Annotated in this window: 27 protein-coding genes; 18 read left to right on the top strand and 9 right to left on the bottom strand. The window is 64.9% G+C overall.

Annotated elements, in window-relative coordinates:
• The first annotated feature begins 4 nt into the window (after window positions 1–4).
• From ASD07_RS19800 to rsmA, 3 genes are read left to right on the top strand one after another with little or no spacing between them, the layout of a single operon-like run.
• Window positions 5–1,411 carry a peptidylprolyl isomerase gene (locus tag ASD07_RS19800; protein WP_055934207.1) on the top strand — a complete coding sequence of 469 codons (1,407 nt, stop codon included), beginning with the start codon at window positions 5–7 and terminating at the stop codon, window positions 1,409–1,411.
• Window positions 1,412–1,427: 16 nt separating this feature from the next.
• Entirely contained in the window at window positions 1,428–2,486 is a 1,059-nt protein-coding gene (gene pdxA / locus ASD07_RS19795; RefSeq protein ID WP_055934205.1) for a 4-hydroxythreonine-4-phosphate dehydrogenase PdxA, read from the top strand.
• A 15-nt stretch (window positions 2,487–2,501) separates the two neighbouring features.
• Complete coding sequence (rsmA, locus tag ASD07_RS19790; RefSeq protein WP_055934203.1) at window positions 2,502–3,272, top strand: 16S rRNA (adenine(1518)-N(6)/adenine(1519)-N(6))-dimethyltransferase RsmA; 771 nt, start codon at window positions 2,502–2,504, stop codon at window positions 3,270–3,272.
• 5 nt (window positions 3,273–3,277) lie between these two features.
• Here rsmA and ASD07_RS19785 read toward each other — a convergent pair whose 3' ends face one another.
• The 4 genes from ASD07_RS19785 to ASD07_RS19770 all read right to left on the bottom strand — a co-directional run bounded on the left by ASD07_RS19785 (window position 3,278) and on the right by ASD07_RS19770 (window position 7,050).
• Window positions 3,278–4,372, bottom strand: a complete 1,095-nt coding sequence (locus ASD07_RS19785; RefSeq protein WP_055934201.1) for a glycosyltransferase family 4 protein — start codon at window positions 4,370–4,372, stop codon at window positions 3,278–3,280.
• Between the two features lie 13 nt (window positions 4,373–4,385).
• A complete protein-coding gene (locus ASD07_RS19780; RefSeq protein WP_055934199.1) occupies window positions 4,386–5,585 on the bottom strand; it encodes an O-antigen ligase in 1,200 nt (399 codons plus the stop codon).
• A 235-nt stretch (window positions 5,586–5,820) separates the two neighbouring features.
• The gene (locus tag ASD07_RS19775) at window positions 5,821–6,420 is read right to left on the bottom strand and encodes a hypothetical protein (protein ID WP_055934197.1); all 600 of its coding nucleotides are present in this window, start codon (window positions 6,418–6,420) and stop codon (window positions 5,821–5,823) included.
• A gap of 9 nt (window positions 6,421–6,429) precedes the next feature.
• Complete coding sequence (locus ASD07_RS19770) at window positions 6,430–7,050, bottom strand: hypothetical protein (RefSeq protein WP_055934195.1); 621 nt, start codon at window positions 7,048–7,050, stop codon at window positions 6,430–6,432.
• 136 nt (window positions 7,051–7,186) lie between these two features.
• Here ASD07_RS19770 and ASD07_RS19765 point away from each other — a divergent pair, with 136 nt between their 5' ends.
• Both ASD07_RS19765 and hrcA read left to right on the top strand, forming a co-directional pair.
• Window positions 7,187–7,882: an HAD family hydrolase gene (locus tag ASD07_RS19765; protein ID WP_055934193.1), complete on the top strand. Its 696-nt coding sequence runs from the start codon at window positions 7,187–7,189 to the stop codon at window positions 7,880–7,882.
• 4 nt (window positions 7,883–7,886) lie between these two features.
• The gene (gene hrcA, locus ASD07_RS19760) at window positions 7,887–8,903 is read left to right on the top strand and encodes a heat-inducible transcriptional repressor HrcA (RefSeq protein WP_055934191.1); all 1,017 of its coding nucleotides are present in this window, start codon (window positions 7,887–7,889) and stop codon (window positions 8,901–8,903) included.
• 3 nt (window positions 8,904–8,906) lie between these two features.
• Here hrcA and fur read toward each other — a convergent pair whose 3' ends face one another.
• Complete coding sequence (gene fur / locus ASD07_RS19755; protein ID WP_055934190.1) at window positions 8,907–9,335, bottom strand: ferric iron uptake transcriptional regulator; 429 nt, start codon at window positions 9,333–9,335, stop codon at window positions 8,907–8,909.
• A gap of 82 nt (window positions 9,336–9,417) precedes the next feature.
• Between fur and ASD07_RS19750 the strand changes: the two genes are divergently transcribed.
• Genes ASD07_RS19750 through ASD07_RS19730 form a run of 5 tightly spaced genes read left to right on the top strand, consistent with a single transcriptional unit; the run spans window position 9,418 to window position 12,191 of the window.
• On the top strand, window positions 9,418–9,969 hold the full coding sequence (locus ASD07_RS19750) for an outer membrane protein assembly factor BamE (protein ID WP_082507463.1): 552 nt from the start codon (window positions 9,418–9,420) through the stop codon (window positions 9,967–9,969).
• A 12-nt stretch (window positions 9,970–9,981) separates the two neighbouring features.
• Complete coding sequence (dapB, locus tag ASD07_RS19745) at window positions 9,982–10,791, top strand: 4-hydroxy-tetrahydrodipicolinate reductase (protein WP_055934188.1); 810 nt, start codon at window positions 9,982–9,984, stop codon at window positions 10,789–10,791.
• Window positions 10,791–11,447, top strand: a complete 657-nt coding sequence (locus ASD07_RS19740; RefSeq protein WP_055934186.1) for a MotA/TolQ/ExbB proton channel family protein — start codon at window positions 10,791–10,793, stop codon at window positions 11,445–11,447. Before dapB ends, ASD07_RS19740 begins: the two co-directional genes overlap by 1 nt.
• A 4-nt stretch (window positions 11,448–11,451) precedes the next feature.
• Complete coding sequence (locus tag ASD07_RS19735) at window positions 11,452–11,874, top strand: biopolymer transporter ExbD (protein WP_055934184.1); 423 nt, start codon at window positions 11,452–11,454, stop codon at window positions 11,872–11,874.
• Window positions 11,874–12,191, top strand: coding sequence for a barstar family protein (locus ASD07_RS19730; RefSeq protein ID WP_055934182.1), 318 nt, complete (start codon window positions 11,874–11,876; stop codon window positions 12,189–12,191). Before ASD07_RS19735 ends, ASD07_RS19730 begins: the two co-directional genes overlap by 1 nt.
• Window positions 12,192–12,278: 87 nt before the next feature.
• Here the strand turns inward: ASD07_RS19730 and map are convergent, their stop codons facing one another.
• The 4 genes from map to ASD07_RS19710 all read right to left on the bottom strand — a co-directional run bounded on the left by map (window position 12,279) and on the right by ASD07_RS19710 (window position 15,185).
• A complete protein-coding gene (map, locus tag ASD07_RS19725; protein WP_055934180.1) occupies window positions 12,279–13,070 on the bottom strand; it encodes a type I methionyl aminopeptidase in 792 nt (263 codons plus the stop codon).
• A 15-nt stretch (window positions 13,071–13,085) separates the two neighbouring features.
• Complete coding sequence (locus ASD07_RS19720) at window positions 13,086–13,451, bottom strand: VOC family protein (RefSeq protein ID WP_055934178.1); 366 nt, start codon at window positions 13,449–13,451, stop codon at window positions 13,086–13,088.
• A 76-nt stretch (window positions 13,452–13,527) separates the two neighbouring features.
• Window positions 13,528–14,130, bottom strand: coding sequence for a hypothetical protein (locus ASD07_RS19715; protein WP_055934176.1), 603 nt, complete (start codon window positions 14,128–14,130; stop codon window positions 13,528–13,530).
• 206 nt (window positions 14,131–14,336) lie between these two features.
• Window positions 14,337–15,185 carry a helix-turn-helix domain-containing protein gene (locus ASD07_RS19710; RefSeq protein WP_055934174.1) on the bottom strand — a complete coding sequence of 283 codons (849 nt, stop codon included), beginning with the start codon at window positions 15,183–15,185 and terminating at the stop codon, window positions 14,337–14,339.
• 69 nt (window positions 15,186–15,254) lie between these two features.
• Here ASD07_RS19710 and leuS point away from each other — a divergent pair, with 69 nt between their 5' ends.
• From leuS to ASD07_RS19670, 8 genes are all read left to right on the top strand, one after another.
• Window positions 15,255–17,873, top strand: coding sequence for a leucine--tRNA ligase (gene leuS / locus ASD07_RS19705; RefSeq protein WP_055934500.1), 2,619 nt, complete (start codon window positions 15,255–15,257; stop codon window positions 17,871–17,873).
• A gap of 7 nt (window positions 17,874–17,880) precedes the next feature.
• Window positions 17,881–18,522, top strand: a complete 642-nt coding sequence (gene lptE / locus ASD07_RS19700) for an LPS assembly lipoprotein LptE (protein ID WP_055934172.1) — start codon at window positions 17,881–17,883, stop codon at window positions 18,520–18,522.
• 9 nt (window positions 18,523–18,531) lie between these two features.
• Window positions 18,532–19,548, top strand: coding sequence for a DNA polymerase III subunit delta (gene holA / locus ASD07_RS19695; protein WP_055934170.1), 1,017 nt, complete (start codon window positions 18,532–18,534; stop codon window positions 19,546–19,548).
• 4 nt (window positions 19,549–19,552) lie between these two features.
• The gene (locus ASD07_RS19690) at window positions 19,553–20,824 is read left to right on the top strand and encodes a glutamate-5-semialdehyde dehydrogenase (protein ID WP_055934168.1); all 1,272 of its coding nucleotides are present in this window, start codon (window positions 19,553–19,555) and stop codon (window positions 20,822–20,824) included.
• Window positions 20,825–20,829: 5 nt separating this feature from the next.
• Window positions 20,830–21,246, top strand: a complete 417-nt coding sequence (locus tag ASD07_RS19685) for a CopD family protein (protein WP_055934166.1) — start codon at window positions 20,830–20,832, stop codon at window positions 21,244–21,246.
• Between the two features lie 19 nt (window positions 21,247–21,265).
• Entirely contained in the window at window positions 21,266–22,468 is a 1,203-nt protein-coding gene (locus ASD07_RS19680) for a class I SAM-dependent RNA methyltransferase (RefSeq protein ID WP_373922092.1), read from the top strand.
• Window positions 22,469–22,567: 99 nt separating this feature from the next.
• Window positions 22,568–23,839, top strand: coding sequence for a multidrug effflux MFS transporter (locus ASD07_RS19675; protein ID WP_082507448.1), 1,272 nt, complete (start codon window positions 22,568–22,570; stop codon window positions 23,837–23,839).
• A gap of 159 nt (window positions 23,840–23,998) precedes the next feature.
• Window positions 23,999–26,149: an HDOD domain-containing protein gene (locus ASD07_RS19670; protein ID WP_055934164.1), complete on the top strand. Its 2,151-nt coding sequence runs from the start codon at window positions 23,999–24,001 to the stop codon at window positions 26,147–26,149.
• Window positions 26,150–26,154 lie beyond the last annotated feature (5 nt).

Here is a 26,154-nt window from a genome sequence, read left to right as displayed (position 1 = left end):
ATACATGAGCGTTTCAGATATGCACCCGATCAAACTAGCTGTTGCCCTGCTGTGTGCTTCCCTTGCCGTCCCGGCCCTGGCGCAGGACGCCAAGACTGCCAAGCCGGCAGTCCCGGCCGCCGCTGCCAAGGCGGCGCCATCGAAGGGCTTCACGCCGCCTGGCCAGTCGGCCAATGCGCCGATCGACGCCATCGCCGTCATCGTCAACGATGAAGTGATCACCCAGCGCGAACTGAATGAACGCGTGGCCACCATCGTGGCCCGCATGCAGCAGCAGAAACTGGCGCTGCCCGACAGCGCCGAACTGCGCAAGCAGGTGCTCGAGCGCATGATCGTGGAACGCGCGCAGCTGCAGCTGGCCAAGGAGATGGGCGTGCGGGTCGACGACAATATGCTGGACCGCGCCATTGCCCGCATCGCCGAGCAGCAGAAGATGACGGTGCAGCAGCTGCGCAACCAGATGGAGAAGGAAGGCACCACCTTCGCCTCCTTCCGCGAGGAGATCCGCGAAGAGATCGTCATGCAGCGCCTGCGCGAGTATGAGGTCGACAACAAGATCAATATCGCCGAAGCGGAAGTGGACAGCTTCATCGCCACCGAGAAAGCGGCGGCGTCCGAGCAGTCCGAGCTGAACATCTCGCAGATCATGGTGCGCATCCCGGAAAACGCTTCGCCGGAAGTGATCGGCCAGCGCCAGAAGCGCGCCGAGGAAGTGCTGCGCCAGCTGCGCACCGGCGCCGACTTCGCCAAGATGGCAGCGACCTATTCCGACGCGTCCGACGCGCTGCAAGGCGGCGCCGTGGGCTGGCGCCCGGGCAGCGCGCTGCCGCCGATCTTCGCCGAAGCGCTGAACAAGCTGAAACCGGGCCAGAACACCCAGATCATCAAGAGCGCGGCCGGCTTCCACATCCTGAAGCTGGTCGACAAGCGCAGCATGGCCGATGCGGCCGCGCAGGAAACCGTGCAGCAGACCCACGCCCGCCACATCCTGCTGAAAGTCACGCCGACCATGAGCGCGGCCGACGCCAAGCGCAAGCTGCAGGAGCTGAAGGAACGCCTGGATAACAAGGCCGCCAAGTTCGAGGAGCTGGCGCGCCTGTTCTCCAACGACAGCTCGGCCAGCAAGGGCGGCGACATGGGCTGGCTGTACCCGGGCGACACCGTGCCGGAATTTGAAGAAGCCATGAACGCGCTGAAAGTGGGCCAGGTGTCCGAGCCGGTGGCATCGTCCTTCGGCTTCCACCTGATCGAAGTGCTGGAACGTAAATCCGACGACGTCTCGAAAGAGAAGCAGCGCGCCGCCGCCCGCAACGCCCTGCGCGAGCGCAAGCTGGTAGAAGCGGTGGAAGACTGGCAGCGCCAGGTGCGCGACCGCGCCTACGTCGAATTCCGCGACGAATCGCTGAAATAAGCAGGCGGGGGACACCATGAGCGCCAACCTGCAAGCAAGGCGCCCGGGTGTGCGCCCCGTCGTTGCCATCACCACCGGCGAGCCGGCCGGCATCGGGCCGGAAATCGCCATCCGCGCGGCATGGGCCATGCGGCACCAGGTCAATGCGGTGCTGGTGGGCGATGCCGCCTTCCTGGCCATGACCGCATCGGCCATCGATCCGGGGATCCGCATCAGCGCAGTCACCACCATGGCGGCGCGCAATGCCGGCCTGCCGCACTTCGGCGCCGACCGCCTGTGCGCGCTGGATATCCCGCTCGGCGCCCACGTGCAGCCGGGCCTGCTGGACAAGGAAAACGGGCGCTACGTGCTGGCCACGCTGGACGCCGCCATCGAAGGCGTGCGCGCCGGCTGGTTCGAAGCGGTGGCCACGGCGCCGGTGCAGAAATCCACCATCAACGATGCCGGCGTGCCGTTCTCCGGCCACACCGAATATTTTGCCGAGCAGACCGGCACCGCGCGCGTGGTGATGATGCTGGCGGGCGATGCCAGCGGCACGCCCTTGCGCGTGGCGCTGGCGACCACCCACCTGCCGCTGAAAGACGTCAGTGGCGCGCTCACGCAGGAGAGCCTGGCGCAAACGCTGGACATCATCCAGGCTGACCTGCGCGGCAAATTCGGCATCGCCGCCCCGCGCATCCTGGTGGCGGGCCTCAATCCCCACGCCGGCGAAAACGGCTACCTGGGGCGCGAGGAAATCGACACCATTAGCCCGGCGCTGCAAGCGGCGCGCGCGCGCGGCATCGATGCGCGCGGCCCGTACCCGGCCGACACCCTGTTCCAGCCGAAATACCTGATGGAGGCGGACTGCGTGCTGGCCATGTACCACGACCAGGGCTTGCCGGTGCTGAAATACGCCACCTTCGGCCACGGCGTCAACATCACGCTCGGCCTGCCGCTGATCCGCACCTCGGTCGACCACGGCACCGCGCTCGACCTGGCGGCGCAAGGCCTGGGCCGCGCCGACTGCTCCAGCATGCAGACCGCACTGGAAGCGGCGCTGCAAATGGTCCGGGCCAACCCGGCCAGCCAATAAGTAGAAAGAAAAAACATGAAACACATTGCCCGTAAACGCTTCGGCCAGAACTTCCTGCAGGACGACCGCGTCCTCGGCGACATCATCGATTCCATCGCGCCGGCCGCCGGCGACACCATGGTGGAAATCGGCCCCGGCCTGGCCGCCATGACCGACCTGCTGCTCAAATCGCTGCCGCATATGCACGTGGTGGAACTGGACCGCGACCTGGTGGCGCGCCTGGAACAGCGCTACCCGCGCGAAAAACTCACCATCCACGCCGGCGATGCGCTGAAGTTCGACTTCAGCTACATCCCGGTAGAGCAAGGGAAAAAGCTGCGCGTGGTGGGCAACCTGCCGTACAACATCTCCTCGCCGCTGCTGTTCCACCTGGCCGAATTCGCGCCCATCGTGCAGGACCAGCATTTCATGCTGCAAAAGGAAGTGGTGGAGCGCATGGTGGCCGAGCCCGGCACCAAGGCCTACAGCCGGCTGTCGGTGATGCTGCAGTGGCGCTACCGCATGGCCATGCTGTTCATCGTGCCGCCGGACGCCTTCGACCCGCCGCCGAAAGTCGATTCGGCCATCGTGCGCATGATCCCGATCGAAAAGCCGCTGGCCTGCGACCAGGCGCGCCTGGAAGCGGTGGTGCAGAAAGCCTTCTCGCAGCGGCGCAAGGTAATCCGCAACTGCGTGGCCGGCATGTTCACCGCAGAGCAGCTGGTAGCAGCCGGCATCAACCCGCAAGACCGGCCGGAAGCCGTGCCGGTGGAAGCCTACGTCGCGCTGGCCAACCTGCCTGTCTGAATGATTTAGCGGTTGGTGATCAGTTGCAGCACTTGGCCGGCGACGCGGTCCCAGGTGAAGGATTTGGCGTGCTCCAGGCTGCCGGCGCTGGCCTCGCTCCAGTAGGCGGCTTGTTCGAATTTCAGGATCTCGCTGCGCCAGGCGGCGGCGTCCAGGTGCGCCGGGTAGCGCGGGTGGTCCTTGGCCCAGATCTTGATGCTGTCCAGTTCGTGCGTCAGGACGGGGATCCCGGCCGCCATCCCTTCCAGGATGGTCAGGCCAAAACTCTCGAGGTCGGTCGGGTGCAGCAGCAGGAAGGCCTGGCGCAGGATGCCTAGCACTTCGTCCTGGCGCTTGCGGCCATGGAAGCTCATGCTTGGCGCCTGGCCATATTTGGCCAGCAGGCTGTCCAGCAAGGGGCCGTCGCCGACGATGTCGAGGTGGTAGCCTTTTTGCGGCAGGTCGCTCTGCATGAAGAAATCAGCCAGCCAGTCGACATTCTTGCTGCCATCGAGGCGGCCGATATACAGCAGGCGCTTGTCGCGCGGGTAGGGCGGCGGACTGGGCGGGAAGAAGCCGTCGTCGACGCCCAGCGGCAGCGACTGGATATCCAGGCCCCATTTGCGCCTGGTGCGTTCGGCTGCCCGGTATCCCAGGTAAAACACGTCGCGCGCCGGCACATGCTTGTAGAAGCCCCTGATCGAGACCCCCGGCAGAAAGTGGCGGAAGCGCCCGCGCAGCGCGGGGTAGCGCCGGGACAGCAGGTAGGCGTCGGCTTCATAAAACGTCACGATGTAATCGTAGCGCGCCAAGTCGATGCCGGATTTCTTGAGCGCGCGGAAGAAGCTGTAGCTCTCGATCTTGAAGCGGCTGGTCATCAGGATCTTGCTCAGCACATGGTTCAGCGTCGAATCGCGGGCGATAAATGGCAAGGTCAGCAACTCGACGCCAGCGATGTCGACCAGGCGCGTGTGACCGCTGCCGGGATCGCCGCTTAACAGCGTCAGCTGCACCTGGTCCTTGAGGCGCTCGCTGAACTGGCTGACCACGGTTTCCGTGCCGCCGATATACGCGGCAACGGTGGGGCAGATGAACAGCAGCCGTGGTTTTTCCTGGTTCACGTGGTACCTGCCTTCAATTGCGGGCCGTGGCCGGCTGCGCGGAGGTGCACAACAGGGCGCCCTGCAGGCCGAGGAACAGCATGACCCAGGCGCGGCTGACAGAGCCCATGAAAACGGTATTGGTAAAGCTGCACAGCACCAGGACCAGGGCGAACGCCAGCACGATGCGGCCCTCGAGCGACTGGCGCCGCCGCCAACCCGTCAGCAGCAGTGCGGCGTATAGCCAGACCAGCGCCAGCAGCCCGAAAATCCCGTAAAACGAGGCGTAGAACAGGAAGGCATTATGCGGCTCGACGAAGGCCTTGGCTTCTTCGGCGCGCGGCTGGCGGCTCCAGGCGTCTTCAAAACCTGCCGCCCCGCCGCCCAGCATGGGATGCGCACGGAACACGCCCCAGGCTGTCTTCCACATCTCCATGCGGTAACCGAGCGAGGTTTGGGTGACGTTCTGCTGCAACAGCTGCACATCGCTGGCCGCGTCCTTGATCCTTTTCTGGACCGTCGGAGCCATCAGCAGCGCTGCGCAGGCTGCCACGCAGAGCAGGGCGGCCTTGGCCCGGTTCTGCTTGGCGAACAGGTTGGTAATAATAAAAGGCAGCAAGACCAGCACCACCCACATCCCGGTACGTCCCATGCCGGACGTCAGTCCAATGAAGAACAAGGCCATGGCTGCTGCATAGGCGGTCCGGATCCCCTTGTTGGTTTCATATTTGAACAGGATCGAGAGCATGACCACGCCAATGGCCAGGAATTGCGAGTACAGGATGTAATTGGCGATCAGGGAAGGCGGATCGAGCGGCCACCAAGCTTTGTATGGCAATTGTGCGTACAGGAAGCCGATGAAGATCCCGCCCACCAGCGCGCGCAGCCAGGGCAGGATGCGCATCTGGCTCGCTGCCAGGAAGGTCATGACAGCAATGATCCAGTAGTAGCTGGCCTCGGAATGAACAATCAGCCTGGTGCTGGCTGGGTGAATCAGCAGGGATAGTCCGGGCAGGATGGCGAGAATCGCCGCCGGCACTGTCCATGGCAGTGTGCGCCAGGAGCGCAGCGCCCGGGCAAATCCGCCGCCTGCCACAAACAGCATGAAGGCGATCGCCAGCGAGATGAACAGCAGTGCCTTGGAAAGGGGGAGGAAGAAAAACGCTAGCGCGTAGGCTTTTTGCGTTGCATTCAGCAGTTTTACCGGTTGGCCCTGGGCGCCGTCTAATGTCATAAATTTTCCAGCGCTGCCGCTTGGCTCTTGAAACAGTAGCCGACTATAGCCTACAAACGGCGCACCCATCAAGACCGCTGCGTTTGCGGCGAGCCCGGCATGGGGGCAAAAAAAAACCCGCTCAGGGAGCGGGCTGAATCCATTTCTGTTAAGAAGTGGAGGAGACAGGTGTAATTATGCTGCGTCGCGGCATATTGTTCCAATTTATTTTTGGAATCCCAGTCATTCCTCCTGCTTATAACACTGTGCAGGTGACCACCACATCCGTGCGGTCGGCATCGCCCACCACGCCGCTGCCGTTGGTGATCTTGCAATCCTGGCCTTCGGCCTGGGTAAACACGGACAGGCCGTAAGCGGTGCCGTACGGCAGGAAGCCTGGGATGACGAAGCTGGTGGCGCCCTTGGCGATGGCAATCTGGCCGCTCGAGCTGCCGTTGACCAGGACCAGCTTGTCGGCGCTCAGCGGACCCGAGGTGTTGTCCTTGGCGATGCTGACTACCTTGCCGCCCACCGTGTACTGCTTCAGGGCGCAGGCGATGCCGATGGAAATCGTGGTGGTGTGGCCGGCCGAGCCTTTGCCGCCCACCACCTCGCAGTTCATGTGGTCCGGCTGGGTCTTGATGGTGACGTTGTATTCGGTGCCGTAGCTGATGCTGTTGGGGAAGCTGAAACTGGTGGCGCCGCTGGCCACCTTGAGTTCTTCGCCGTTATTCACCAGCACCAGGTTCGGGTTGCTGAGGCCGGTGATCGGGCCGCCGACCACGAAGTCGGCCTTGCCGCCGCAAGCGGCCAGCGCTGCGGCCAGCAGGGCCGCGCCAATGACTTGTATTTTCATCTGTTGTCCTTATTGGGGTTTCTTGCAGGTGACGGCCACATCGACCACGTTCCGCGCTGGCATGGTGCCGGTGCCCATGCTCACTTCGCACTGCTGGCCGGCCGGCTGCGTCAGCACCGTCACGCCGTAGACATTCTGGTTGCCAATCGGGGTTGCGAACTGCCAGGTGCTGGCGCCCCTGGCCACGGCCAGGGTTTGGGCGCCGTTGGCCAGCACCAGGCCGTCGGCGCTCAGCGGTTCCGCCCCGGTGCCGTCTGCGGCCACGCTGCGGATGGTGCCGCCCAGGGTGTACGGGTCGGCGGCGCAGTTCACGACGGTCTGGTTGTAGGTGTAGTAATTGATCTTGCCGGTGTTATTGGCCAGCTTGCAGGTCACATTCGCCGGGACGGTCTTGAGCGTGACGTTGAACTGGGAGTCCGGGGCCATCAGGGTGGCGAAGGAATAACTGGCGCTGCCGGCGGCGCTGATGGTCAGGTCGTCGCCGCCATTGTTTTGCAGCACCAGGCCGCCGCGGTCCAGGCCGACGACCTGGACTACCAGGGCGATGCTGCCATTGCCCTTGCCGCCACAGGCGGCCAGTCCGGCGACGCACAGCAGCGCGGCGGCGGCAGACAGATACTTACTCTTCATTCCACGTTCTCCATTCGGTTGCGCGCATTGCGCGGACAAATCGGCGCCTATTTTAGTGCATTTGCCACTTCTTTAGCCGATTTGACCAGCTTTTCCCTTGTAACAGCTTGCAACCGCGGCGCGGTACAATGCGCCCATGAAGCCCCAAGCCATCCTGTTCGACCTGGACGACACCCTGTGGCCGATCGCGCCCGTGATTGCCGAGGCGGAACTCACGCTGCACGCCTGGCTGGCGGCCCATGCGCCGAAAGTGGCGGCGCAGTGGTCGATCGAGGCCTTGCGCGCGCACCGCGCCGAACTGGCGGCGGCCCGGCCGGAGCTGCTGATCGACCTGGGCCGGCTGCGCCGCGCCAGCCTGCAGGCCGCCTTTGCCGCCGCCGGCGAGGATGCGGCCCACGTCGATGGCGCCATGCGCCACTTCTTTGCCGCGCGCAATGCGGTGACGCCGTATGACGACGTGCTGCCGGGCTTGCTCAAGCTGCGCCGGCACGTGCAGCTGGGTACGATTTCCAACGGCAATGCCGACCTCGAAGTGATCGGCCTGGCCCACCATTTCGGGGTCTCGCTGGCAGCGGCCCATTTCGGCGCGGCCAAGCCGGCGCCGGACATTTTCCGCGCCGCCTGCGCAGCGCTGGGCGTGGCGCCGCACGATGCGGTGTACGTGGGCGACGACCTGGCGCTGGATGTGGCCGGGGCGCAGGCAGCCGGCCTGCGCGCGGTGTGGATGAACCGGCGCGGCGCCGTCCTGCCCGCTGGCGCGCCGCAGCCCGATGCGATTTGCGCCACGCTCGATGAATTGCTTGCGTGGCTGGAACAACAGTTGGCAGAATAGCGCTATGCATCTCGATATCCGTGCCCAAACCCTGCTCAAAGCCCTGGTCGAGCGCTACATCGCCGACGGCCAGCCGGTGGGCTCGCGTTCGCTGTCCAAAATTTCCGGGCTGGAGCTGTCGCCGGCCACCATCCGCAACATCATGGCCGACCTGGAAGAGCAGGGCTATGTGGCCAGCCCGCATACTTCGGCGGGACGGGTGCCGACCCCGCGCGGCTACCGCATCTTTGTCGACACCCTGCTGACGGTGCAGCACATCGACGAGCGCGCGGTGCAGGCCGGCTTGCAGGTGACCTCGCCGCAGCCGCAAAAGCTGATTGCCAACGCGGCCCAGATGCTGTCCTCGCTGACCCAGTTTGCCGGCGTGGTGGTGGCGCCGCGCCACGAGTCGGTGTTCCAGCAGATCGAGTTCCTGCGCCTGGGCGACAAGCGCGTGCTGCTGGTGATCGTGCTGCCCGGCGGCGACGTGCAAAACCGCATCCTGCTGACCGATGTCGACTACACGCCGGCGCAGTTGCAGCAGTCGGCCAATTTCATCAACCAGCATTATTCCGGGCTCTCGTTCGAAGACGTGCGCGGGCGCCTGCAGCACGAGCTGCGCCAGTTGCGCGACGATATGGGGCGCCTGATGCAGGCCGCAGTGGAGGCGGGCAGCGCGGCGATGGCCGAATCGGCCGACGACATGGTGATCGCCGGCGAGCGCAATTTGCTGTCGGTGGCCGAGCTGTCCTCGAATATGAGTTCGCTGCGTGCGATGTTCGACCTGTTCGAACAGAAGACCGGCCTGATGCAGCTGCTGGACGTCTCGTCCAAGGCTTCCGGCGTGCAGATTTTCATCGGCGGCGAGTCGCAGCTGGTGCCGATGGATGCGATGAGCGTGGTGACCGCGCCCTATGAGGCGAACGGCAAGATCGTGGGGACGCTGGGGGTGATCGGGCCGACCCGCATGGCCTACGAGCGGGTCATCCCGATTGTCGATATCACGTCGCGGCTGCTGTCGAACGCGCTCAGCAACCAGTAGGCCTTAATGCCTGTGCGGGCACTTGTCCTTGGTGCAGGTGCCGTAGATGGCCAGCGCATGCTCGGCGATCTTGAAGCCGCGCTCGGCGGCGATGCTTTGCTGGCGCTTTTCAATCTCTTCGTCGACGAATTCTTCCACCCGGCCGCAATCGAGGCAGACCAGGTGGTCGTGGTGCGAGCCTTCGTTGAGCTCGAAAATCGCCTTGCCGCTCTCGAAATGGTTGCGGTTGAGCAGGCCGGCCTGCTCGAACTGGGTCAGCACGCGGTACACGGTGGCCAGGCCGACGTCCATGTTCTCGGCCAGCAGCAGCTTGTACACGTCTTCCGCCGTCAGATGGCGCACGGGGCTGCTCTGGAAAATATCGAGGATCTTCAGGCGCGGCAGGGTAGCCTTCAGGCCGGACGCCTTCAGGTCGGTAGGGCTGTTACTCATGTTTGCTAACGTCAGTTGCGGGAAGTGCTTTATGATATAGCGTTTTAGGCACTTCTGCTCACGGAATTGAGGTATGCATACCATGCGTTTGACCCCGCTGTCTTTGTTGCAACGTAGCACTCCGCTGCTGGCCGCCGCCCTGTTGGCTGCCTGCGCCAGCAAGCCGGCCACCGTGGCTCCGGTGGAAGCCTCGCAGGGGGCCCAGACCACCCAGATCACCAAGACGCAGAAGTTCCTGTGGTTCTTCTCGCCCTACCGCCCCGACATCCAGCAGGGCAATTTCGTGTCCAGGGAAATGCTGGCCCAGCTCAAGGAAGGCATGAGCAAGGACCAGGTCAAGTTCCTGCTCGGCACGCCGCTGATGGCCGACGCCTTCCATGGCAAGCGCTGGGATTACCCGTTCCGCCTGGCCAAGGGCAATGGCGAGCTGACTACCAGCACCGTGGTGGTGGTGTTCGACAAGGATGACAAGGTGGCCAGCTTCGAGGGCGGCAACCTGCCGACCGAACAGGAATACATCGCGCGCATCGCCGGCCCGATCAAGGACTTCAAGAAGGCCGAGGCGGCCAAGGGCAACCTGGCGCCGGGCAAGGCGCCGCTGCCGGGCGGCCAGGAATCGGGCACCAAGCAATAAGGAACCAGCAAGATGACGCAACTGAAGATCGCCATCGCCGGCGCCAGCGGCCGCATGGGCCATATGTTGATCGAGGCGGTGCAGAAAGCGCCCGACGCCCGCCTGGCAGGTGCGCTGGACCGCGAGGGCGCGCCTGCCCTGGGCAGCGACGCTGCCGCCTTTACCGGCCAGCCGGCGGGCGTGGCCATCACTGCCGAGCTGGCGAGCGGTCTGGCCGGCGCCGACGTGCTGATCGACTTCACCCGCCCGGAAGGCACCCTGGCCCACCTGGCTTACTGCGCCGAGCACGGCGTGAAGATGGTGATCGGCACCACCGGCTTCGATGAAGCGGGCAAGGCCGCCATCGCGGCCGCGGCGCAAAAAACCGCCATCGTGTTCGCACCGAATATGAGCGTGGGCGTGAACGTGACCCTGAAGCTGCTGGAGTTTGCGGCCAAGCAGTTCGACCTCGGCTACGACATCGAGATCATCGAGGCGCACCACCGCCACAAGGTCGACGCGCCGTCCGGCACCGCGCTGAAAATGGGCGAGGTGATTGCCGACGCGCTGGGGCGCGACCTGAAGGAGTGCGGCGTGTTCGCGCGCGAAGGCGTGACCGGCCCGCGCGACCCGTCCTCGATCGGCTTTGCCACCGTGCGCGGCGGCGACATCATCGGCGACCATACCGTGATGTTTGCCACCGAGGGCGAGCGCATTGAAATCAGCCACAAGTCCTCTTCGCGCCAGCACTACGCCAACGGCTCGCTGCGCGCGGCCCGGTTCCTGGCCGACAAGAAGACCGGCTTGTACGATATGTATGACGTGCTGGGCCTGAACGGCTGATGGAGCACTTTACCTTCGCCAGCTACTGGCAGCGCGGCGATGCGATCAGCCACGCCGTGGCTTACCTGCTGCTGGCGATGTCGCTGGCGTCCTGGTTCTTCATCCTGTGGAAGGGCTGGGCCGCGTGGCGCGTGCGGCGCGCGGCGCCGGCGGTGCAGGCGTTCTGGGACGCGCCGTCGGTGGCCGATGGCGTGGCGCTGATGGCGGCGCGCGACCGGGAAGGTATTTTCGCGGCCGTGGCGCAGGCCGGCGCGCACCAGCTGGCGCATGCCAGGAATGGCAGCATCGCCGCCGAGATGGGGCGCGCCGAGCAGGTGACGCGCGTGCTGCGCGACGCGATCCACGTCTCGACCACGCGGCTGGAATCGGGCTTGACGCTGCTGGCGTCGATCGCTTCCACGGCGCCCTTTGTCGGGCTGCTGGGCACAGTGTGGGGCATCTACCATGCGCTGGCGGCAGTGTCGGCGCAAGGCACGGTGCAGATCGACAAAGTGGCCGGGCCGGTGGGCGAGGCCTTGATCATGACCGGCGTCGGCCTGACGGTGGCGATTCCGGCGGTGCTGGCATATAACGGCTTTAACCGCATCAACCGCATCACGCTGTCCGAGCTGGACGCTTTCGCGCACGACTTGCACGCTTACCTGGCCAGGGACTGAACTGATGGCATTCGGCTCCTTCAACCACCACCGGCAGAAGGAATCCATGGCGGACATCAACGTCACGCCGATGGTGGACGTGATGCTGGTGCTGCTGGTGATCTTCATCATCAGCGCGCCGATGTTTACCAATGCGGTGCAGCTGGAGCTGCCCAAGGCGCAGGCCAGGGCGCTGCCGCAGGAAGCCGACACCGTGACGCTGGCCATCGATGCCGCCGGCACGGTCTACTGGAACAATGATGCCTTGCAGGCCGGGGAGCTGGAACAGCGTCTGGCCGGGGCGGCGGACTTGCCGCAGCAGCCGGAGTTGCAGCTGCGGGCGGACAAGGATACCCGCTATGAAGTGGTGGCGCAGGTGATGGCGGCGGCGCAGTCGCATGGCCTGACCCGCATTGGGTTTGTCACCGATCCGAAGGAAAAGAAATAATGGCTATTGCCACGTTAAACGGCGCCGCGATCGGCGATGAAGCTGCTTTCCACGCTGCCTGCCAGGCGGAACTTGGGTTCCCTTCGGGCTATGGCGCGACTATCGATGCCTGGGTGGATTGCCTGTCCTACCTGCGCGATGAGGACAATATGACGAAGTTCCGGCTGAAACCGAACGAGGTGCTGGAGATCGTCATTACCGACGCTTCGAAAATGCCGGCGGATTTGCTGGAAGAGATTACTTACTGCGTCGGCGGCATCAATGAGCGTTATGACGATTATGGCGAGAAGCCGGCGTTGAAGCTGACTTTGCGTTAAAACCGGTAAACCTGGGTCAGACCCAAGGGTCAGACCCGGACATGCGGCCGCCGCGAATCGGGTCCGACCCTTGGGTCGGACCCTGGTTTACCGGTTTTGCTCGCCCGGTGCGAGAGTCAACACGTCGAACCCGGTCTCGGTCACCGCCACCATATGCTCCCACTGCGCCGACAGCGACCGGTCGGCCGTGACGACGGTCCAGCCGTCCGGCAGCGCGCGCGTGGCGTGCTTGCCTGCGTTGATCATAGGCTCAATCGTAAATACCATGCCCGGCTCCAGCAGCAGGCCAGTGTCCGGCCGCCCGTAGTGCAGCACCTGCGGGTCTTCGTGGTACACCATGCCGATGCCATGCCCGCAGTAATCGCGCACGACGCTGTAGCCGGCCGCTTCGGCCAGCTTCTGGATCGCGTGCCCGACGTCGCCCAGGCGCTTGCCCGGCTTGACGGCGCGGATGCCGGCCCACATCGCGTCATACGTTACTTCGCACAGCTTCTGCGCCGCTTTCGACGGCGTGCCGACGTAGTACATGCGGCTGGTGTCGCCAAACCATTCGTCCTTGATGACGGCGACGTCGATGTTGATGATGTCGCCATCCTTCAGCATCTTCTTGTCGGACGGGATGCCGTGGCACACCACTTCGTTGACCGAGGTGCAGACGGTGCCGGTGAAGCCGCCATAGCCGACGTTGGCCGGGATGACTTTCTGGGTGTTGACGATGTAGTCGTTGCACAGCTGGTCCAGCTGGGCGGTCGTGACGCCCGGCTTGACGTGCGGCGCGATGAAGGTCAGCACGTCGGCCGCCAGCTGGCCGGCCACGCGGGCCAGCTCGACCTGGTCGGGCGTCTTGATCAGGATGGATTTGTTATTGCGTTTGCGCATAGGGGGAGCATGGTATCACGCGACCCTGGCCCTGTCGAAATGCGGGTTTTCAATCAAGCCCAGCAAGTTGCCGAAGGGATCGGCCAGTTCGGCCACCTTGATGTTTTCGCCTACTTCCTGAATTTCCGAGTGAGTGCTTGCTCCCAGTTTGACGATGCGTTTGACTTCTTTGGCAATGTCATCCACGCCCCAGTAGGCTTGCACGCCGGCTTTGACGGGTTCGCCATCCGGCACCAGGCCCAGCTCGAAGCCGCCGATTTCAAAGCCGACGTAGAAGGGCTGGTCGAAATAGGGCTCTTTCTGGAAAACTTTGCTGTACCAGGCTTTGCCGGCTTCCAGGTCGGGGGTGGGGTAAATCGCGGTGCGCAGGCCTTTGATCATGGTGTTTCTCCTCTATTGGTGTGGTGATGGCTGCATCTTGCCATGCCGTCGCCGGCGCCGATTGGAAAAATGGAAACTAGTCCAGCAAGAGGTCTTCTGCGCGGCGATACACCTTGCGCCGCTCCTCGCAGTCGGACCGCAATTGGGGCGCAAGCAAGTTTCCGACCGGTAAGTTGCGAGGTAAGGCCGGTAACGGTGAAGCCTGCTGCGGCACGGCTGCTGGGACTGGCACCGGCTTGGCGGAGCGGTTGGCTGCCCGGCGAGCATCGGCTTCAAGGGCATGGCGCAGGCGGAGCGCCAACTTCCATTCGCGCTGGCCCGGCATCTGGATGTAGACAACCTCCCAGGCGTTCCGTGCTGAACCAAGCGTCATCTGCGCCAACTGGTTCGGGGATATCGTCATCGTCTCGTAGACAAGGTCGTCGCCAGCGACAGCGGCATAGCGCGTTGTCATATGATTGGAAACCCTCAGGCGGGTGCCTTCCGGCAGGAATAGCTTCTTCCAGAAGTAGCCGCGCTGGCCAGCCGGTTTGGCGAGTTCTCTTTGGCGCTGCAGCCAGTCGCGGATTGCGAGGTCGGCCAGGTCCGCCGGATCGATTTCATCGTCGTGCTCGCTTTGAAATTCGAGCAGGGCGCGCAGCGTGGGCGCGGAAATGGCGATACAAAGGTTCTGTTTCATGTTCTTCTCCGTCGCGAGAAAGTGCGATTTTTGCCCTAAATTGGCCTGACCAAACCGCTATTTCGTGCGATTTTCAGGTCTTTTCCGTGATTTTTTCCTTTGGACATGCGAAATCACGGAAAGTTCCCGAAAATCGCAGAAAATAGCGGTTTGGTCAGGCCAATTTCGGCCCAAAATCGCACTTTCTCGCGACAGAGGGAAGCGGCTTACCGATTGCCTAAATGGACATCGGGCGATGCGCCGCTGAAGTCCTGGAAGTCACGGATCAGGTGGGACTGGTCGAAGTAGCCGCTGTCGAGGGCGAGCGTGGCCCAATCGTGGCCGTGCTGGCCGGCTTCAAGGGCAAGGGCGGAAGCGCGGGCGGCCCGGAATCGGCAGATGCGCGCGAACAGCTTGGGCGACAGGCCGATATGGTCGCGGAACTGGTTGGCGAGATACTGGCGCGAGACACCCAACGCAGCAGCCAGCGTTTCGACGCGCAGGGCGCCGCCGTGGGCCTCCAGTTCGGCCACCGCGCGCAGGGCCAACGCCTGGCCGGCGGGAGCCGCCGCTGTCACGCGCGAGGCGAGGGCGGTAGCGGCACGGGCACCGCCGGGAGCGACAGAAAGGCGGGTGTAAAGTGCCTCCGTCAGCAGTGCCAGGCGTTCGGCATCGCTGCGGGCCGCCGACCACAGCGCGTCGCCGAGCCGGTCGGCCGCCGAGCGGCCCCACAGCAGGTCCAGGCCCGCCCGCTGGTCCATCAGCCCCGCCAGCGCAATGGGAGTTTGGCCCGGACCTGGCCGCAAGAACAGGCTGGCCGCGCCCGGCCGGAAGCGCACCGCCACCGTGCGCAAGGGGCGCGCAGCCGGCACATCGAACCAGGTGCTCATCATGCCGACAAAGAACGCGTCGCCGCTGTCCTGCCACAGGATATCGGTGCAATTATCCGGCAATACGCGATGCAAGACAGGGCGCGGCGCGGCGGCCGCAGGGGGGGCGGCAGGGGCCTCGGACAGCCATAAGCAGTCCACCAGCCCGGCCAGCCCCGGCGGGGGAGGAAATTCCTGATATCTCATTCTGACGCGCCGCACCAATGCATTGTTATAATGTCCGGTTCATATCCTCTCATTTTAGTGCGCTCCATCATGCAAGAAAAATATAGTCCAGCAGACGTTGAAAAAGCCGCCCAATCGCACTGGAAGGCGATCGACGCCTACAAAGCGGTCGAAAACGACCCGCGCTTCCCTAAAGGCAAGTACTACGCTTGCTCGATGCTGCCTTACCCATCGGGCAAGCTGCACATGGGCCACGTGCGCAACTATACGATCAATGACGTGATGTACCGCTACCTGCGGATGAACGGCTACAACGTGCTGATGCCGATGGGCTGGGACGCCTTCGGCATGCCGGCGGAAAACGCGGCAATGGCCAACAATGTGCCGCCAGCCAAATGGACCTATTCCAACATCGACCACATGAAAGAGCAGATGGAGTCGATGGGCCTGGCGATCGACTGGTCGCGCGAGATGGCCGCCTGCAAGCCCGAATACTACAAGTGGAACCAGTGGATGTTCCTGAAGATGCTGGAAAAAGGCATCATCTACCAGAAAACCGGTACCGTGAACTGGGACCCGATCGACCAGACCGTGCTGGCCAACGAGCAGGTGGTCGATGGCCGCGGCTGGCGTTCGGGCGCGCTGATCGAGAAGCGCGAAATCCCGATGTACTACGTGCGCATCACCGACTACGCCGACGAGCTGCTGGACTACGTCGACCACAAGCTGCCAGGCTGGCCTGAGCGCGTGCGCATCATGCAGTCGAACTGGATCGGCAAGTCGACCGGCGTGCGCTTCGCCTTCCCGCACACCATCGCCGGCGCCGACGGCCAGTTGATCAACGACGGCAAGCTGTACGTGTTCACCACCCGCCCCGACACCGTGATGGGCGTGACCTTCTGCGCCGTGGCCGCCGAGCACCCGCTGGCCGCCCACGCCGCGCAAGGCAAGCCGGAACTGCAAGCCTTCATCGCCGAATGCAAGATGGGCTCCGTGATCGAAGCCGACATGGCGACGATGGAGAAGAAGGGCATGCCGACCGGCCTGTTCGTGACCCACCCGCTGACCGGCGCACAAGTCGAAGTCTGGATCGGCAACTACGTCCTGATGACCTACGGCGACGGCGCCGTGATGGGCGTGCCGGCGCACGATGAGCGCGACTTCGCCTTCGCGAAAAAATACCATCTGCCGATCAGGCAGGTGATCGCCGCCGAAGGCCAGGGCTTCAGCGACGAAGCCTGGCAGGAATGGTACGGCGACAAGAACGTCGCCGTGGTCACCAACTCCGGCAAGTACGACGGCCTGCGCTACAGCGAAGCGCTGGAAGCCATCGCCGCCGACCTGGCCGAAAAAGGCCTGGGCGAGAAGAAGACCACCTTCCGCCTGCGCGACTGGGGCATTTCGCGCCAGCGCTACTGGGGCACCCCGATCCCGATGATCCACTGCGCGTCCTGCGGCGCGGTGCCGGTGCCCGAAAAGGACCTGCCGGTGGTGCTGCCGGAAGACTGCGTGCCGGACGGCACCGGCAATCCGCTGAACAAGCATGAAGCCTTCCTCAAGTGCGACTGCCCGCAATGCGGCAAGCCGGCGCGCCGCGAGACCGACACCATGGATACCTTCGTCGACTCGTGCTGGTACTACATGCGGTACACCTCGCCGGGCAGCGACGCCGCCATGGTCGACGCCCGCAACGACTACTGGATGCCGATGGACCAGTACATCGGCGGCATCGAGCACGCCGTGCTGCACCTGCTGTACGCGCGCTTCTGGACCAAGGTGATGCGCGACTTCGGCCTGGTGAAGTTCGACGAGCCGTTCACCAACCTGCTGACCCAGGGCATGGTGCTGAACGAGACCTACTACCGTGAAGAAGGCGGCAAGAAGACCTGGATCAACCCGGATGACGTAGAGGTCAGCCATGATGATCGCGGCCGGCCTGTGTCTGCAGTCCTGAAGACGGACGGTCAACCCGTGATCCTGGGTGGCACCGAAAAGATGTCCAAGTCCAAGCTCAATGGCATCGACCCGCAGGGCCAGATCGAACAGTACGGCGCCGACACCGCGCGCCTGTTCACCATGTTCGCCTCGCCGCCTGAGCAGACCCTGGAATGGTCCGGCTCCGGCGTGGAAGGCTCCAACCGCTTCCTGAAGCGGGTGTGGAACTTCGGCTACGCCCAGCGCGACGCGATCCGCGCCGCCGGTTCGCCGCTGGCCGTCAGCGCCGCTACCGAAGAAGGCAAGACCCTGCGCCGCGAAATGCACAAGGTGCTGCAGCAGGCCGACTACGACATCAAGCGCATCCAGTACAACACCGTGGTTTCCGCCTGCATGAAGATGCTCAACACGCTGGAGTCGGCCAAGGCGGTGGAGCCGGCGGTGCTGGCTGAAGGCTACGCCATCTTCCTGCGCCTGCTCAATCCCGTGGCGCCGCATATTACCCACGTGCTGTGGCAGGAAATGGGCTACGCGGGGGACATCCTGGACGCCGCCTGGCCGCAGGTCGACCCGGCCGCGCTGGAGCAGTCCGAGATCGAGCTGATGATCCAGGTGAACGGCAAGCTGCGCGGTGCGGTCAAGGTGCCGAAGGGCGCCGACAAGGCCGCCATCGAAGCGGCCGCACTGGCCGAGGAAAGCGTGCAGAAGTTCCTGGAAGGCGCGCCGAAGAAGGTCATCGTGGTACCGGGCAAATTGGTCAATATCGTGGTGTAAGGCAAAGATGACGACGACTCTGAAATCCCGCGGCGCCCTGCGCCGCAGCATGCTGGCGCTGGCTGCGCTGGGCGTAGCTGCCGTGGCCAGCGGCTGCGGCTTCCACCTGCGCGGCTCCGGCGGCACGTATACGCTGCCGTTCAACGCCATGTACGTGGGCTTGCCGGAGTCGTCGCCGCTGGCGATTGAACTCAAACGCAATATCCGCGTCAACGGCCACACCAGCGTGGCCGCGAGCAAGGCCGAGGCGGACGGCGTGATCGAAGTGCTGACCAACCCGGAAAGGACCCGCACCAAGTCGATCCTGTCCTTGAACAGCAATGGCCGCGTGCGTGAATACCTGCTGAGCTACAACATCCTGTTCCGCGTGACCGACAAGGCCGGCAACGAACTGCTGGCGCCGACCAATATCGTGCTGGGCCGCCCGATCACCTTCAGCGAAACCCAGCTCCTGGCCAAAGAGCAGGAGGAAGCCTTGCTGTACAAGGACATGCAGGCCGACCTGGTGCAGCAGATGATGCGCCGCATGGCCGCCATCAAGCCGGGCAAGCCGGCACCGGCACCCACCCCTTCCGGCGTGCTGCCAGGCGTGCTGTCGGCGCCCGACGTGACCGCCCCTACCGCGCCGGCCGCGCCGCCGGTGCGCTAAAGGCGCCGTATGCAGTTGCGCGCCGACGCCCTGGACGGCCACGTCGCCAAGACGCTGGCCCCGCTATACGTAATCACCAGCGACGAACACTTGCTGGCGCTGGAGGCGGCCGACAAGATCCGCCGCGCCGCGCGCGCGCAAGGCTATTCCGAGCGCGAGGTGCTGTCGGTCGAACGCAACTTCAAATGGGGCGAGCTGCTGGCGGCGAACCAGGCCATGAGCCTGTTCGGCGACAAGAAGCTGATCGAATTGCGCATCCCGTCCGGCAAGCCGGGCAAGGATGGCGGCGCCGCCCTGCAGGCCTATGCCAAAGACCTGTCGCCCGACAACCTGACGCTGATCACCCTGCCCAAGCTGGACTGGCAGACGCAGAAAGCGGCATGGGTGGCGGCCTTGCAGCAGGCCGCCGTATACATCGACATCCCGAACATCGAGCGCAATGCGCTGCCGGGATGGATTGCCAACCGGCTCGCCGCACAAGGGCAGAGCGCGGAGCGCGCCAGCCTGGACTTCATCGCCGACCGCGTCGAAGGCAACCTGCTGGCGGCACACCAGGAAATCCAGAAACTCGGCTTGCTGCACGAGCCGGGCAAGCTGGCCCACGAGCAGGTGCAGGACGCCGTGCTCAATGTGGCGCGCTACGACGTGTTCAAGCTGTCCGAAGCCATGCTCTCCGGCGACACCGCGCGCCTGATGCGCATGCTGGAAGGCTTGAAAGGCGAAGGCGAAGCGCTGCCGCTGGTTTTGTGGGCCGTCTCCGAAGAAATCCGCACGCTGCTAAAATTAAAGGCAGGCATGGCCCAGGGCCGTCCGCTGCCGGCGCTCCTGAAGGAATACCGCATCTGGGGCCCGCGCGAACGGCTGATGGAGCCGGCGCTGCGCCGCATCTCGCTGCCCACGCTGGAAGCGGCGCTGCAGCAGGCGGCCCAGGTCGACCGCATGGTCAAAGGGCTGCGCGCCAAGGCGTTCGCCGGCGACCAGTGGGACGCCATGCTGCAATTGGCTTTACGCGTCGCAAGAGGGTAAATAAATGGACATCAAGCAGTACATGCAAGACATCGGCCGGCGCGCCCGCGCCGCATCGCGCGCCATGGCGCGCGCCGACAGCGCCACCCGCAACCGCGCGCTGCAGCTGATCGCCGAGGCGATCGAGCGCGAAGCGCCGGCCCTGCGCGTGGCCAACGAGCAGGACCTGGCCGCCGCGCGCGCCGCCGGCCTGGCGCCGGCCATGCTGGAGCGCCTGGCATTGACCGACAAGGCCATCGCCACCATGGTGGAAGGCTTGCGCCAGATCGTCGCCCTGCCGGACCCGGTGGGCGAAATCTCGAACGTGAAAATCCGCCCGTCCGGCATCCAGGTGGGCCAGATGCGCGTGCCGCTGGGCGTGATCGGCATCATCTACGAAGCGCGCCCGAATGTCACCGTGGATGCGGCCGGCCTGTGCATCAAGAGCGGCAATGCCACCATCCTGCGCGGCGGTTCGGAAGCGATCCACTGCAACCGCGCGCTGGCGCGCCTGGTGGCCGAAGGCTTGCGCGGCGCCGGCTTGCCGGCCGACGGCGTGCAGGTGGTCGACACCACCGACCGCGCCGCCGTCGGCGCCCTGATCACCATGCCGCAGTTCGTGGACGTGATCGTGCCGCGCGGCGGCAAGGGCCTGATCGCGCGCCTGATGGAAGAAGCCACGGTACCGATGATCAAGCACCTGGACGGCATCTGCCACGTGTATATCGACGCCAAGGCCGACCTGGCCAAGGCGCTGGACATCGGCTTCAACGCCAAGTGCCACCGCTACGGCACCTGCAACACCATGGAAACGCTGCTGGTGGCGCGCCCCGTCGCCGCCGCAGTGCTGCCGCAGCTGGCCGCGCGCTACCTGGCCGAATCGGTCGAGCTGCGCGCCGACGCCGAAGCGTACGCCATCCTGGCCGCCTGCGCCTACCCGCACCTGGCGCACGCCACGGAAGAAGACTGGGCCACGGAATACCTGGCGCCGATCCTGGCGGTGCGCGTGGTGGACGGGCTGGACGCCGCCATCGAGCATTGCAACACCTGGTCGTCCAAGCACACCGAGGCGATCGTCACCGAAGACTACTCGGCCGCCATGCGCTTCCTGCGCGAAGTCGATTCCTCGTCGGTGATGATCAACGCCTCGACCCGTTTCGCCGACGGCTTCGAGTACGGCCTGGGCGCCGAGATCGGCATCTCCAACGACAAGCTGCACGCGCGCGGCCCGGTCGGCCTGGAAGGGCTGACTTCCCTTAAATACGTGGTGTTCGGCCACGGCGAGATCAGAAAGTAAGCCCAATGCTGTGGATCAAAGCGCTGCATATCGTCTTCATCGTATCGTGGATGTCCGGCCTGTTTTACCTGCCGCGCATCTTCGTCAACCTGGCCATGGAAGCGCCGGGCCCGACGACCGAGCGGCTGCTGACGATGGCGCGCAAGCTGTACCGCTTCACCACCATGCTGGCGCTGCCGGCGCTGGTGTTCGGGATCTGGCTGGCGGTGCTGCAGTACGGCGCCAGGATGCCGGGCTGGCTGCATGGCAAGCTGCTGCTGGTGTTCCTGCTGATTGGCTACCACCACGCCTGCGGCGCGCTCTTGAAGAAATTTGAACGCGGCGTCAATACCCGCGGTCATGTGTTTTACCGGTGGTTCAATGAAGTACCGGTGCTGATGTTGCTGGCGATCGTGATCCTGGTGGTCGTCAAGCCTTTTTAACGGATAAAGGGTCCCCCAAATGCCATCATATTTCTGCCCATGCCCGCGCGGCCTGGAAGCCGCCCTGGCGGAAGAACTGACCGAAATCGCGGCCATGAGCCCGACCATGAAGGTCCACAACCAGGTTCCCGGCGGCGTGCACGCCTCTGGCGACCTGTACGACGCCTACCGCATCAACCTGCACTCGCGCATCGCCTCGCGCGTCTTGATGCGCATGGGCGTATGCCACTACCAGAACGAAAACGACATCTACGACCTGGTGCTGGGACAGCCGTGGGAAGAATGGTTCGGCGTGCAGCACACCATCCGGGTCGACGTCACCGCCATCAAGTCGCCTTTGAAGTCGCTGGAATTCACCACGCTGAAGATCAAGGACGCCGTGTGCGACCGCTTCCGCGACATGTACAACAAGCGGCCGTCGGTCAACACGCGCGAGCCGGACATGCGCATCTTCGGTTTCCTCGACCAGCGCCAGTTCATGGTCTACCTCGACACCTCGGGCGAAGCGCTGTTCAAGCGCGGCTGGCGTGAAGAAACCGGCGACGCCCCGCTGCGCGAAAACCTGGCCGCCGGCCTGCTGCGCGTATCGGGCTGGAAGCCGGGCGTGCCGCTGTTCGACCCGATGTGCGGTTCCGGCACCATCCTGTGCGAAGCGGCGCAGATGGTGCAGGGCATCCCGCCGGGCGCGCGGCGCCGCTTCGCGTTCGAGAAATTCCACGACTTCGACCCGGAGCCGTGGCAGAAGATGAAGACCGACTTCAAGCCCAACCCGCTGCCGGCCGAGCCGACCATTTTCGGCTCCGACATTTCCGGCGACATGGTGGCCATGGCGCGCCACAACCTGAAGAGCGCCGGCATCCAGTTCGAGGTGCCCCTCAAGCAGATCGAAGCGCAGCAGGTGCAGGCGCCGAGCAAGGAAGCGGGCATCCTGCTGACCAACCCGCCGTACGGCGAGCGGATCGGCGTGCGCGGCGACGCCAGCCTGGAAGAAGACGAACTGGCGAAGAGCTTCTACAGCGCCTTCTCCACCACGCTCAAGCAGCGCTTCCCGGGCTGGACCGCCTACCTGTTCACCGCCGACCTGGGCCTGCCGAAGATGCTGCGCCTGAAAGAATCGCGCAAGACGCCATTCTTCAACGGCGCGCTCGAATGCCGCCTGTTCCGTTTCGACATGGTGGCCGGCTTCAACCGCAAGGCAGCCGGCGACGCGCCAGCCGAGTAATCGCAGGCCCGCAAAATGTCCACTTCGGGGTCAGGAACCAAAGTGGACATTTCCTGCGAAAATGTCCACTTCCGTTCCTGCCCCCGAAGTGGACATTTGATGCTTTCGACGCCTACTCCTCCGCCTCCAAACGACGCCCCCGCCCGCATCCCTGAGCCGGAGGCAGCGCAGCGCAAGCCGCTGGGACCGGGCGCGCTGGCGGCGGTGCTGGCCAGCCTGTCGATGCTGGGCCCTTTCTCGATCGACGCCTACCTCCCCGCATTTCCCAATATCCAGGCCACGCTGCATGCGACGCCGATCGAAGTCCAGCAATCGCTGACGGCCTATATGCTGGCCTTTGCCGGCATGGTGCTGTGGCATGGCGCGCTGTCGGACGCCTTCGGCCGCCGCAACGTGATCCTGGTATCGCTGGTGGCCTTCCTGCTGGGCACCGTGGGCTGCGCCGCTGCGCACTCGGTACAATACCTGTGGTTCTTCCGCGTGCTGCAGGGGGTGTCGGCCGGCGCCGGCGTGGTGGTGGGGCGCGCCATCATCCGCGACCTGTATGCCGATGCCGCCGCCGCGCGCCTGCTGTCGCTGGTGACCATGATCTTTGCCATCGCGCCGGCCGTGGCGCCGGTGCTGGGCGGCTTCATCGTCAAGTATTCCGACTGGCGCACCATCTTCCTGGCGCTGGCCGGCTACACGGTGCTGCTGTTCATCGTCTGCTACCGGCGCCTGCCCGACACGCTGCCGCGCGACCAGCGGCAGCCGTTCAACCCGCGCTACCTGTGGCGCAACTACAAGGCCATCCTGTCCTCGCCGCTGTTCCACCTGAAGACCGGGGTGGTGGCCTTCAACTTCGCCGGCCTGTTCCTGTACATCACAGCGGCGCCGGTGGCGCTGCCGGCGCAGCTGCACCTGGGGCCCGACCAATTCGCCTGGCTGTTCGTGCCGGCAGTGTCCGGCATCTTCCTCGGCGCCCTGGCCGCCAACCGCATCGCCGGCAAGACCAGCTTCATGCGCCAGATCGGCATCGGCTTCTGCTTCCTGATCACGGCCGCCACGGTCAACCTCGGCTACCACCTCCTGGCCGGGCCGGCGCTGCCGTGGAGCGTGCTGCCGCTGTTCTTCTACACCTTCGGCATGTCGATGGCGGCGCCGGCCGCCACCCTGCTGGCGCTCGACCTGTTCCCGCACATCCGCGGCACGGTAGCCTCGGTGCAATCGTTCGCCACCACGCTGCTGGGCGCCCTGGTGGCCGGCGTGCTGGCGCCGCTGGCATCGCACTCCTTCCTGTGGCTGGCGGCCGGCCAGCTGGCGCTGGCGCTGACGGCGCTGGGCTTATGGTTGACGGCGCGCTCACTCCGGCGCAAGATAGTGCCTGTTTGAAAATATTGTTGGCATTTGGTAAATTAATACCAATAGTGTCGTTCTTTCTACACAAATGCAGCTTATTGCCGCCAGAAATTTGTATTGCTATCAAGTTATAGTATATTTATGCCAATTTGCGTAGTGGATTGCAAGCCGGAAGACAGCCGCTAAGACCCCATGCAACATCCCGAACAAGACATCCGCAATCGCTTGCTGATCGCGCGGCTCCCCGCCATGCCGCAGATCCTGATCAAGCTGATCGAGCTCCTGCAAGCCGACGACGCCGGCATGCCGGAGCTGGCCGCGCTGATCGCCAAGGATGCCGGGATGGCCAGCAAGATCCTGGCCGTGGCCAACAGTTCGGCCTACCAGCGCCACCAGCGCACGGTGGGCCTGGAGCAGGCCCTGGTTGCGCTCGGCACCGACACCATCAAGACGCTGGTGATCTCCGAATCGGTATTCCAGACCTTCAGCAGTTTCCCGCACAGCGGCAGCACCGACCTGCGCGCCTTCTGGAAAGGCTCGCTGAGCACCGCCGTCATCGCGCGCGACATCGCGCGCGCGCTCGCTTACCCGCACGTGGAAGAAGCCTACCTGGCCGGCCTGCTGCACAATGTCGGCCGCCTGGCGCTGCTGGCCACCGCGCCCAAGGAATACGCCTACAACTTCAGCGCGCGCGACGACGAAGAGCTGTGCGCAGTGGAGCTGCGCACGCTGGAAATCACCCACGCCGAGGCGGGCGCCTGGCTGATCGAGCGCTGGAACCTCGATTCCTTCCTGGCCGACTCGGTGCTGTACCACCACGAGCCGCTGCCGCGCCTGGAAGCGGCGCACCCATTGATCCGCATCGTGCGCCTGGCGCACCAGCTGTGCTATCACGCCGATGCGCCGCAGGCGGCTGCCGCCGCGGCCGCGCTGTGCGGCGTCGAAGAAGACAAGCTGGACGCCTTCGTCAAGTCGGCTGCGCGGCAAGTGGCGCGCGCCGCCGAAGCGCTGGGCATCGACCTGGCCGGCGCCGGCGAGCTGCCGGCGCCGCCCGCCGCGCCGCCGGCGCCGGTGGACCCGGTGCAGGCGCGCTTGTCGGAAGAAGTGCGCAATATGGTGCTGGTGCAGGAGATGGGCCAGTGCTTCGCGCGCCAGCAGGGCGAAGCCGGCATGCTGGACGCCATGACGCGTTCGGCGCGCATGCTGTTCGACCTCGGGACCACGGTGATCCTGCTGGAGAGCCCGACCGGTCACGCGCTGCAAGGCGCCGGCAGCGGCGAAGCGCAGCAGCGCCTGGCCGAGTTCACCGTGCCGCTGAACAAGCCCGGCTTGCTGGCCGATGCCGCCAACCAGCGCCAGCCGGCCTTTGCCGCGCGCGCCGGCGCCGGCCTGGGCATCGCCGAAGAACAGCTGCTGCGCATCGTCGGCAGCGAAGCGCTGGTATGCCTGCCGCTGGTGGCCGGCCAGCGCTGCCTGGGCATGATCGTGGGCGGCGTGCCGGCCTGGCAGCTGCCGCTGCTGCAAAAGAAGCAGCGCTTCCTGCAGGCCTACGGCAGCCAGGCCGCCAATGCGCTGGAGACTGCGCTGTCGGAGCGCGGCCACGCCCGGCGCCAGCTGGCGCACGTGGCCGAGGAATACAGGGAGGCCTCGCGGCGCGTGGTGCACGAGGTGAACAACCCGCTGTCGATCATCAAGAACTACCTGTCGGTGCTGGACGCCAAGCTGGCGCGGCGCGAGCCGGTGGTGTCTGAAATGTCGATCCTGAACGAGGAGATCGACCGCGTCGGCCACCTGATCAACGGCCTGGCCGACCTGCAGCCCAGCGACGGCGCCTGCCTGGCCAATGTGGCGCGCGTGGTAGAAGACGTGCTGCGCCTGTTCCGCGCCACCGACTTCCTGCCCGCCTCGGTGCAGGTGATCACGCGCATGCAGGACGGCCCGCAGGAGATCGACGGCGACGCCGACCTGCTCAAGCAAATCCTGGTCAACCTGGTCAAGAATGCGATCGAAGCGCAGCCCGATGGCGGCCGCATCGAGATCGCCAACCGCGGCCTGGTCAACCGCGAACGCCGGCTGTACGTGGAGCTGGCGGTGGGCGACGCCGGCCCCGGCCTGTCGCAGGAAGTGCTGGCCAACTTGTTTACCGCCGTGCAGAGCAGCAAGCAAGGCAAGCACCACGGCCTGGGCCTGTCCATCGTGCACAGCCTGGTGAAGAAGATGAACGGCATGATCAGCTGCCGCAGCGGCGCCAACGGCACCTCGTTTGAACTCCTGCTGCCGGCCCGCGGCAGCACCAGCCAGCTCGCCCCGGTGCAGGCGCGCGGCGCGGTGGATTCCGTATAAGGCCC

The sequence above is a fragment of the Duganella sp. Root336D2 genome (assembly GCF_001425005.1).
Classification (GTDB): Bacteria; Pseudomonadota; Gammaproteobacteria; order Burkholderiales; family Burkholderiaceae_D; genus Rugamonas.
Note: the sequence above shows the minus strand (reverse complement) of the source record. Positions and strands in the feature narration are given on the sequence as shown.

Bases quoted from the DNA above. Each gene is read 5' to 3' on its own strand.
- ASD07_RS19765 (WP_055934193.1), top strand. From the start codon at position 7,187: ATGAAGCCCCAAGCCATCCTGTTCGACCTGGACGACACCCTGTGGCCG.
- ASD07_RS19715 (WP_055934176.1), bottom strand. From the start codon at position 14,130: ATGAAACAGAACCTTTGTATCGCCATTTCCGCGCCCACGCTGCGCGCC.
- holA (WP_055934170.1), top strand. From the start codon at position 18,532: ATGCAGTTGCGCGCCGACGCCCTGGACGGCCACGTCGCCAAGACGCTG.
- dapB (WP_055934188.1), top strand. From the start codon at position 9,982: ATGACGCAACTGAAGATCGCCATCGCCGGCGCCAGCGGCCGCATGGGC.
- ASD07_RS19680 (WP_373922092.1), top strand. From the start codon at position 21,266: ATGCCATCATATTTCTGCCCATGCCCGCGCGGCCTGGAAGCCGCCCTG.
- rsmA (WP_055934203.1), top strand. From the start codon at position 2,502: ATGAAACACATTGCCCGTAAACGCTTCGGCCAGAACTTCCTGCAGGAC.
- ASD07_RS19735 (WP_055934184.1), top strand. From the start codon at position 11,452: ATGGCATTCGGCTCCTTCAACCACCACCGGCAGAAGGAATCCATGGCG.
- ASD07_RS19670 (WP_055934164.1), top strand. From the start codon at position 23,999: ATGCAACATCCCGAACAAGACATCCGCAATCGCTTGCTGATCGCGCGG.
- ASD07_RS19730 (WP_055934182.1), top strand. From the start codon at position 11,874: ATGGCTATTGCCACGTTAAACGGCGCCGCGATCGGCGATGAAGCTGCT.
- ASD07_RS19685 (WP_055934166.1), top strand. From the start codon at position 20,830: ATGCTGTGGATCAAAGCGCTGCATATCGTCTTCATCGTATCGTGGATG.
- ASD07_RS19775 (WP_055934197.1), bottom strand. From the start codon at position 6,420: ATGAAAATACAAGTCATTGGCGCGGCCCTGCTGGCCGCAGCGCTGGCC.
- leuS (WP_055934500.1), top strand. From the start codon at position 15,255: ATGCAAGAAAAATATAGTCCAGCAGACGTTGAAAAAGCCGCCCAATCG.
- ASD07_RS19690 (WP_055934168.1), top strand. From the start codon at position 19,553: ATGGACATCAAGCAGTACATGCAAGACATCGGCCGGCGCGCCCGCGCC.
- ASD07_RS19780 (WP_055934199.1), bottom strand. From the start codon at position 5,585: ATGACATTAGACGGCGCCCAGGGCCAACCGGTAAAACTGCTGAATGCA.
- ASD07_RS19770 (WP_055934195.1), bottom strand. From the start codon at position 7,050: ATGAAGAGTAAGTATCTGTCTGCCGCCGCCGCGCTGCTGTGCGTCGCC.
- hrcA (WP_055934191.1), top strand. From the start codon at position 7,887: ATGCATCTCGATATCCGTGCCCAAACCCTGCTCAAAGCCCTGGTCGAG.
- ASD07_RS19740 (WP_055934186.1), top strand. From the start codon at position 10,791: ATGGAGCACTTTACCTTCGCCAGCTACTGGCAGCGCGGCGATGCGATC.
- lptE (WP_055934172.1), top strand. From the start codon at position 17,881: ATGACGACGACTCTGAAATCCCGCGGCGCCCTGCGCCGCAGCATGCTG.
- ASD07_RS19750 (WP_082507463.1), top strand. From the start codon at position 9,418: ATGCGTTTGACCCCGCTGTCTTTGTTGCAACGTAGCACTCCGCTGCTG.
- fur (WP_055934190.1), bottom strand. From the start codon at position 9,335: ATGAGTAACAGCCCTACCGACCTGAAGGCGTCCGGCCTGAAGGCTACC.
- ASD07_RS19800 (WP_055934207.1), top strand. From the start codon at position 5: ATGAGCGTTTCAGATATGCACCCGATCAAACTAGCTGTTGCCCTGCTG.
- pdxA (WP_055934205.1), top strand. From the start codon at position 1,428: ATGAGCGCCAACCTGCAAGCAAGGCGCCCGGGTGTGCGCCCCGTCGTT.
- ASD07_RS19675 (WP_082507448.1), top strand. From the start codon at position 22,568: ATGCTTTCGACGCCTACTCCTCCGCCTCCAAACGACGCCCCCGCCCGC.
- map (WP_055934180.1), bottom strand. From the start codon at position 13,070: ATGCGCAAACGCAATAACAAATCCATCCTGATCAAGACGCCCGACCAG.
- ASD07_RS19720 (WP_055934178.1), bottom strand. From the start codon at position 13,451: ATGATCAAAGGCCTGCGCACCGCGATTTACCCCACCCCCGACCTGGAA.
- ASD07_RS19710 (WP_055934174.1), bottom strand. From the start codon at position 15,185: ATGAGATATCAGGAATTTCCTCCCCCGCCGGGGCTGGCCGGGCTGGTG.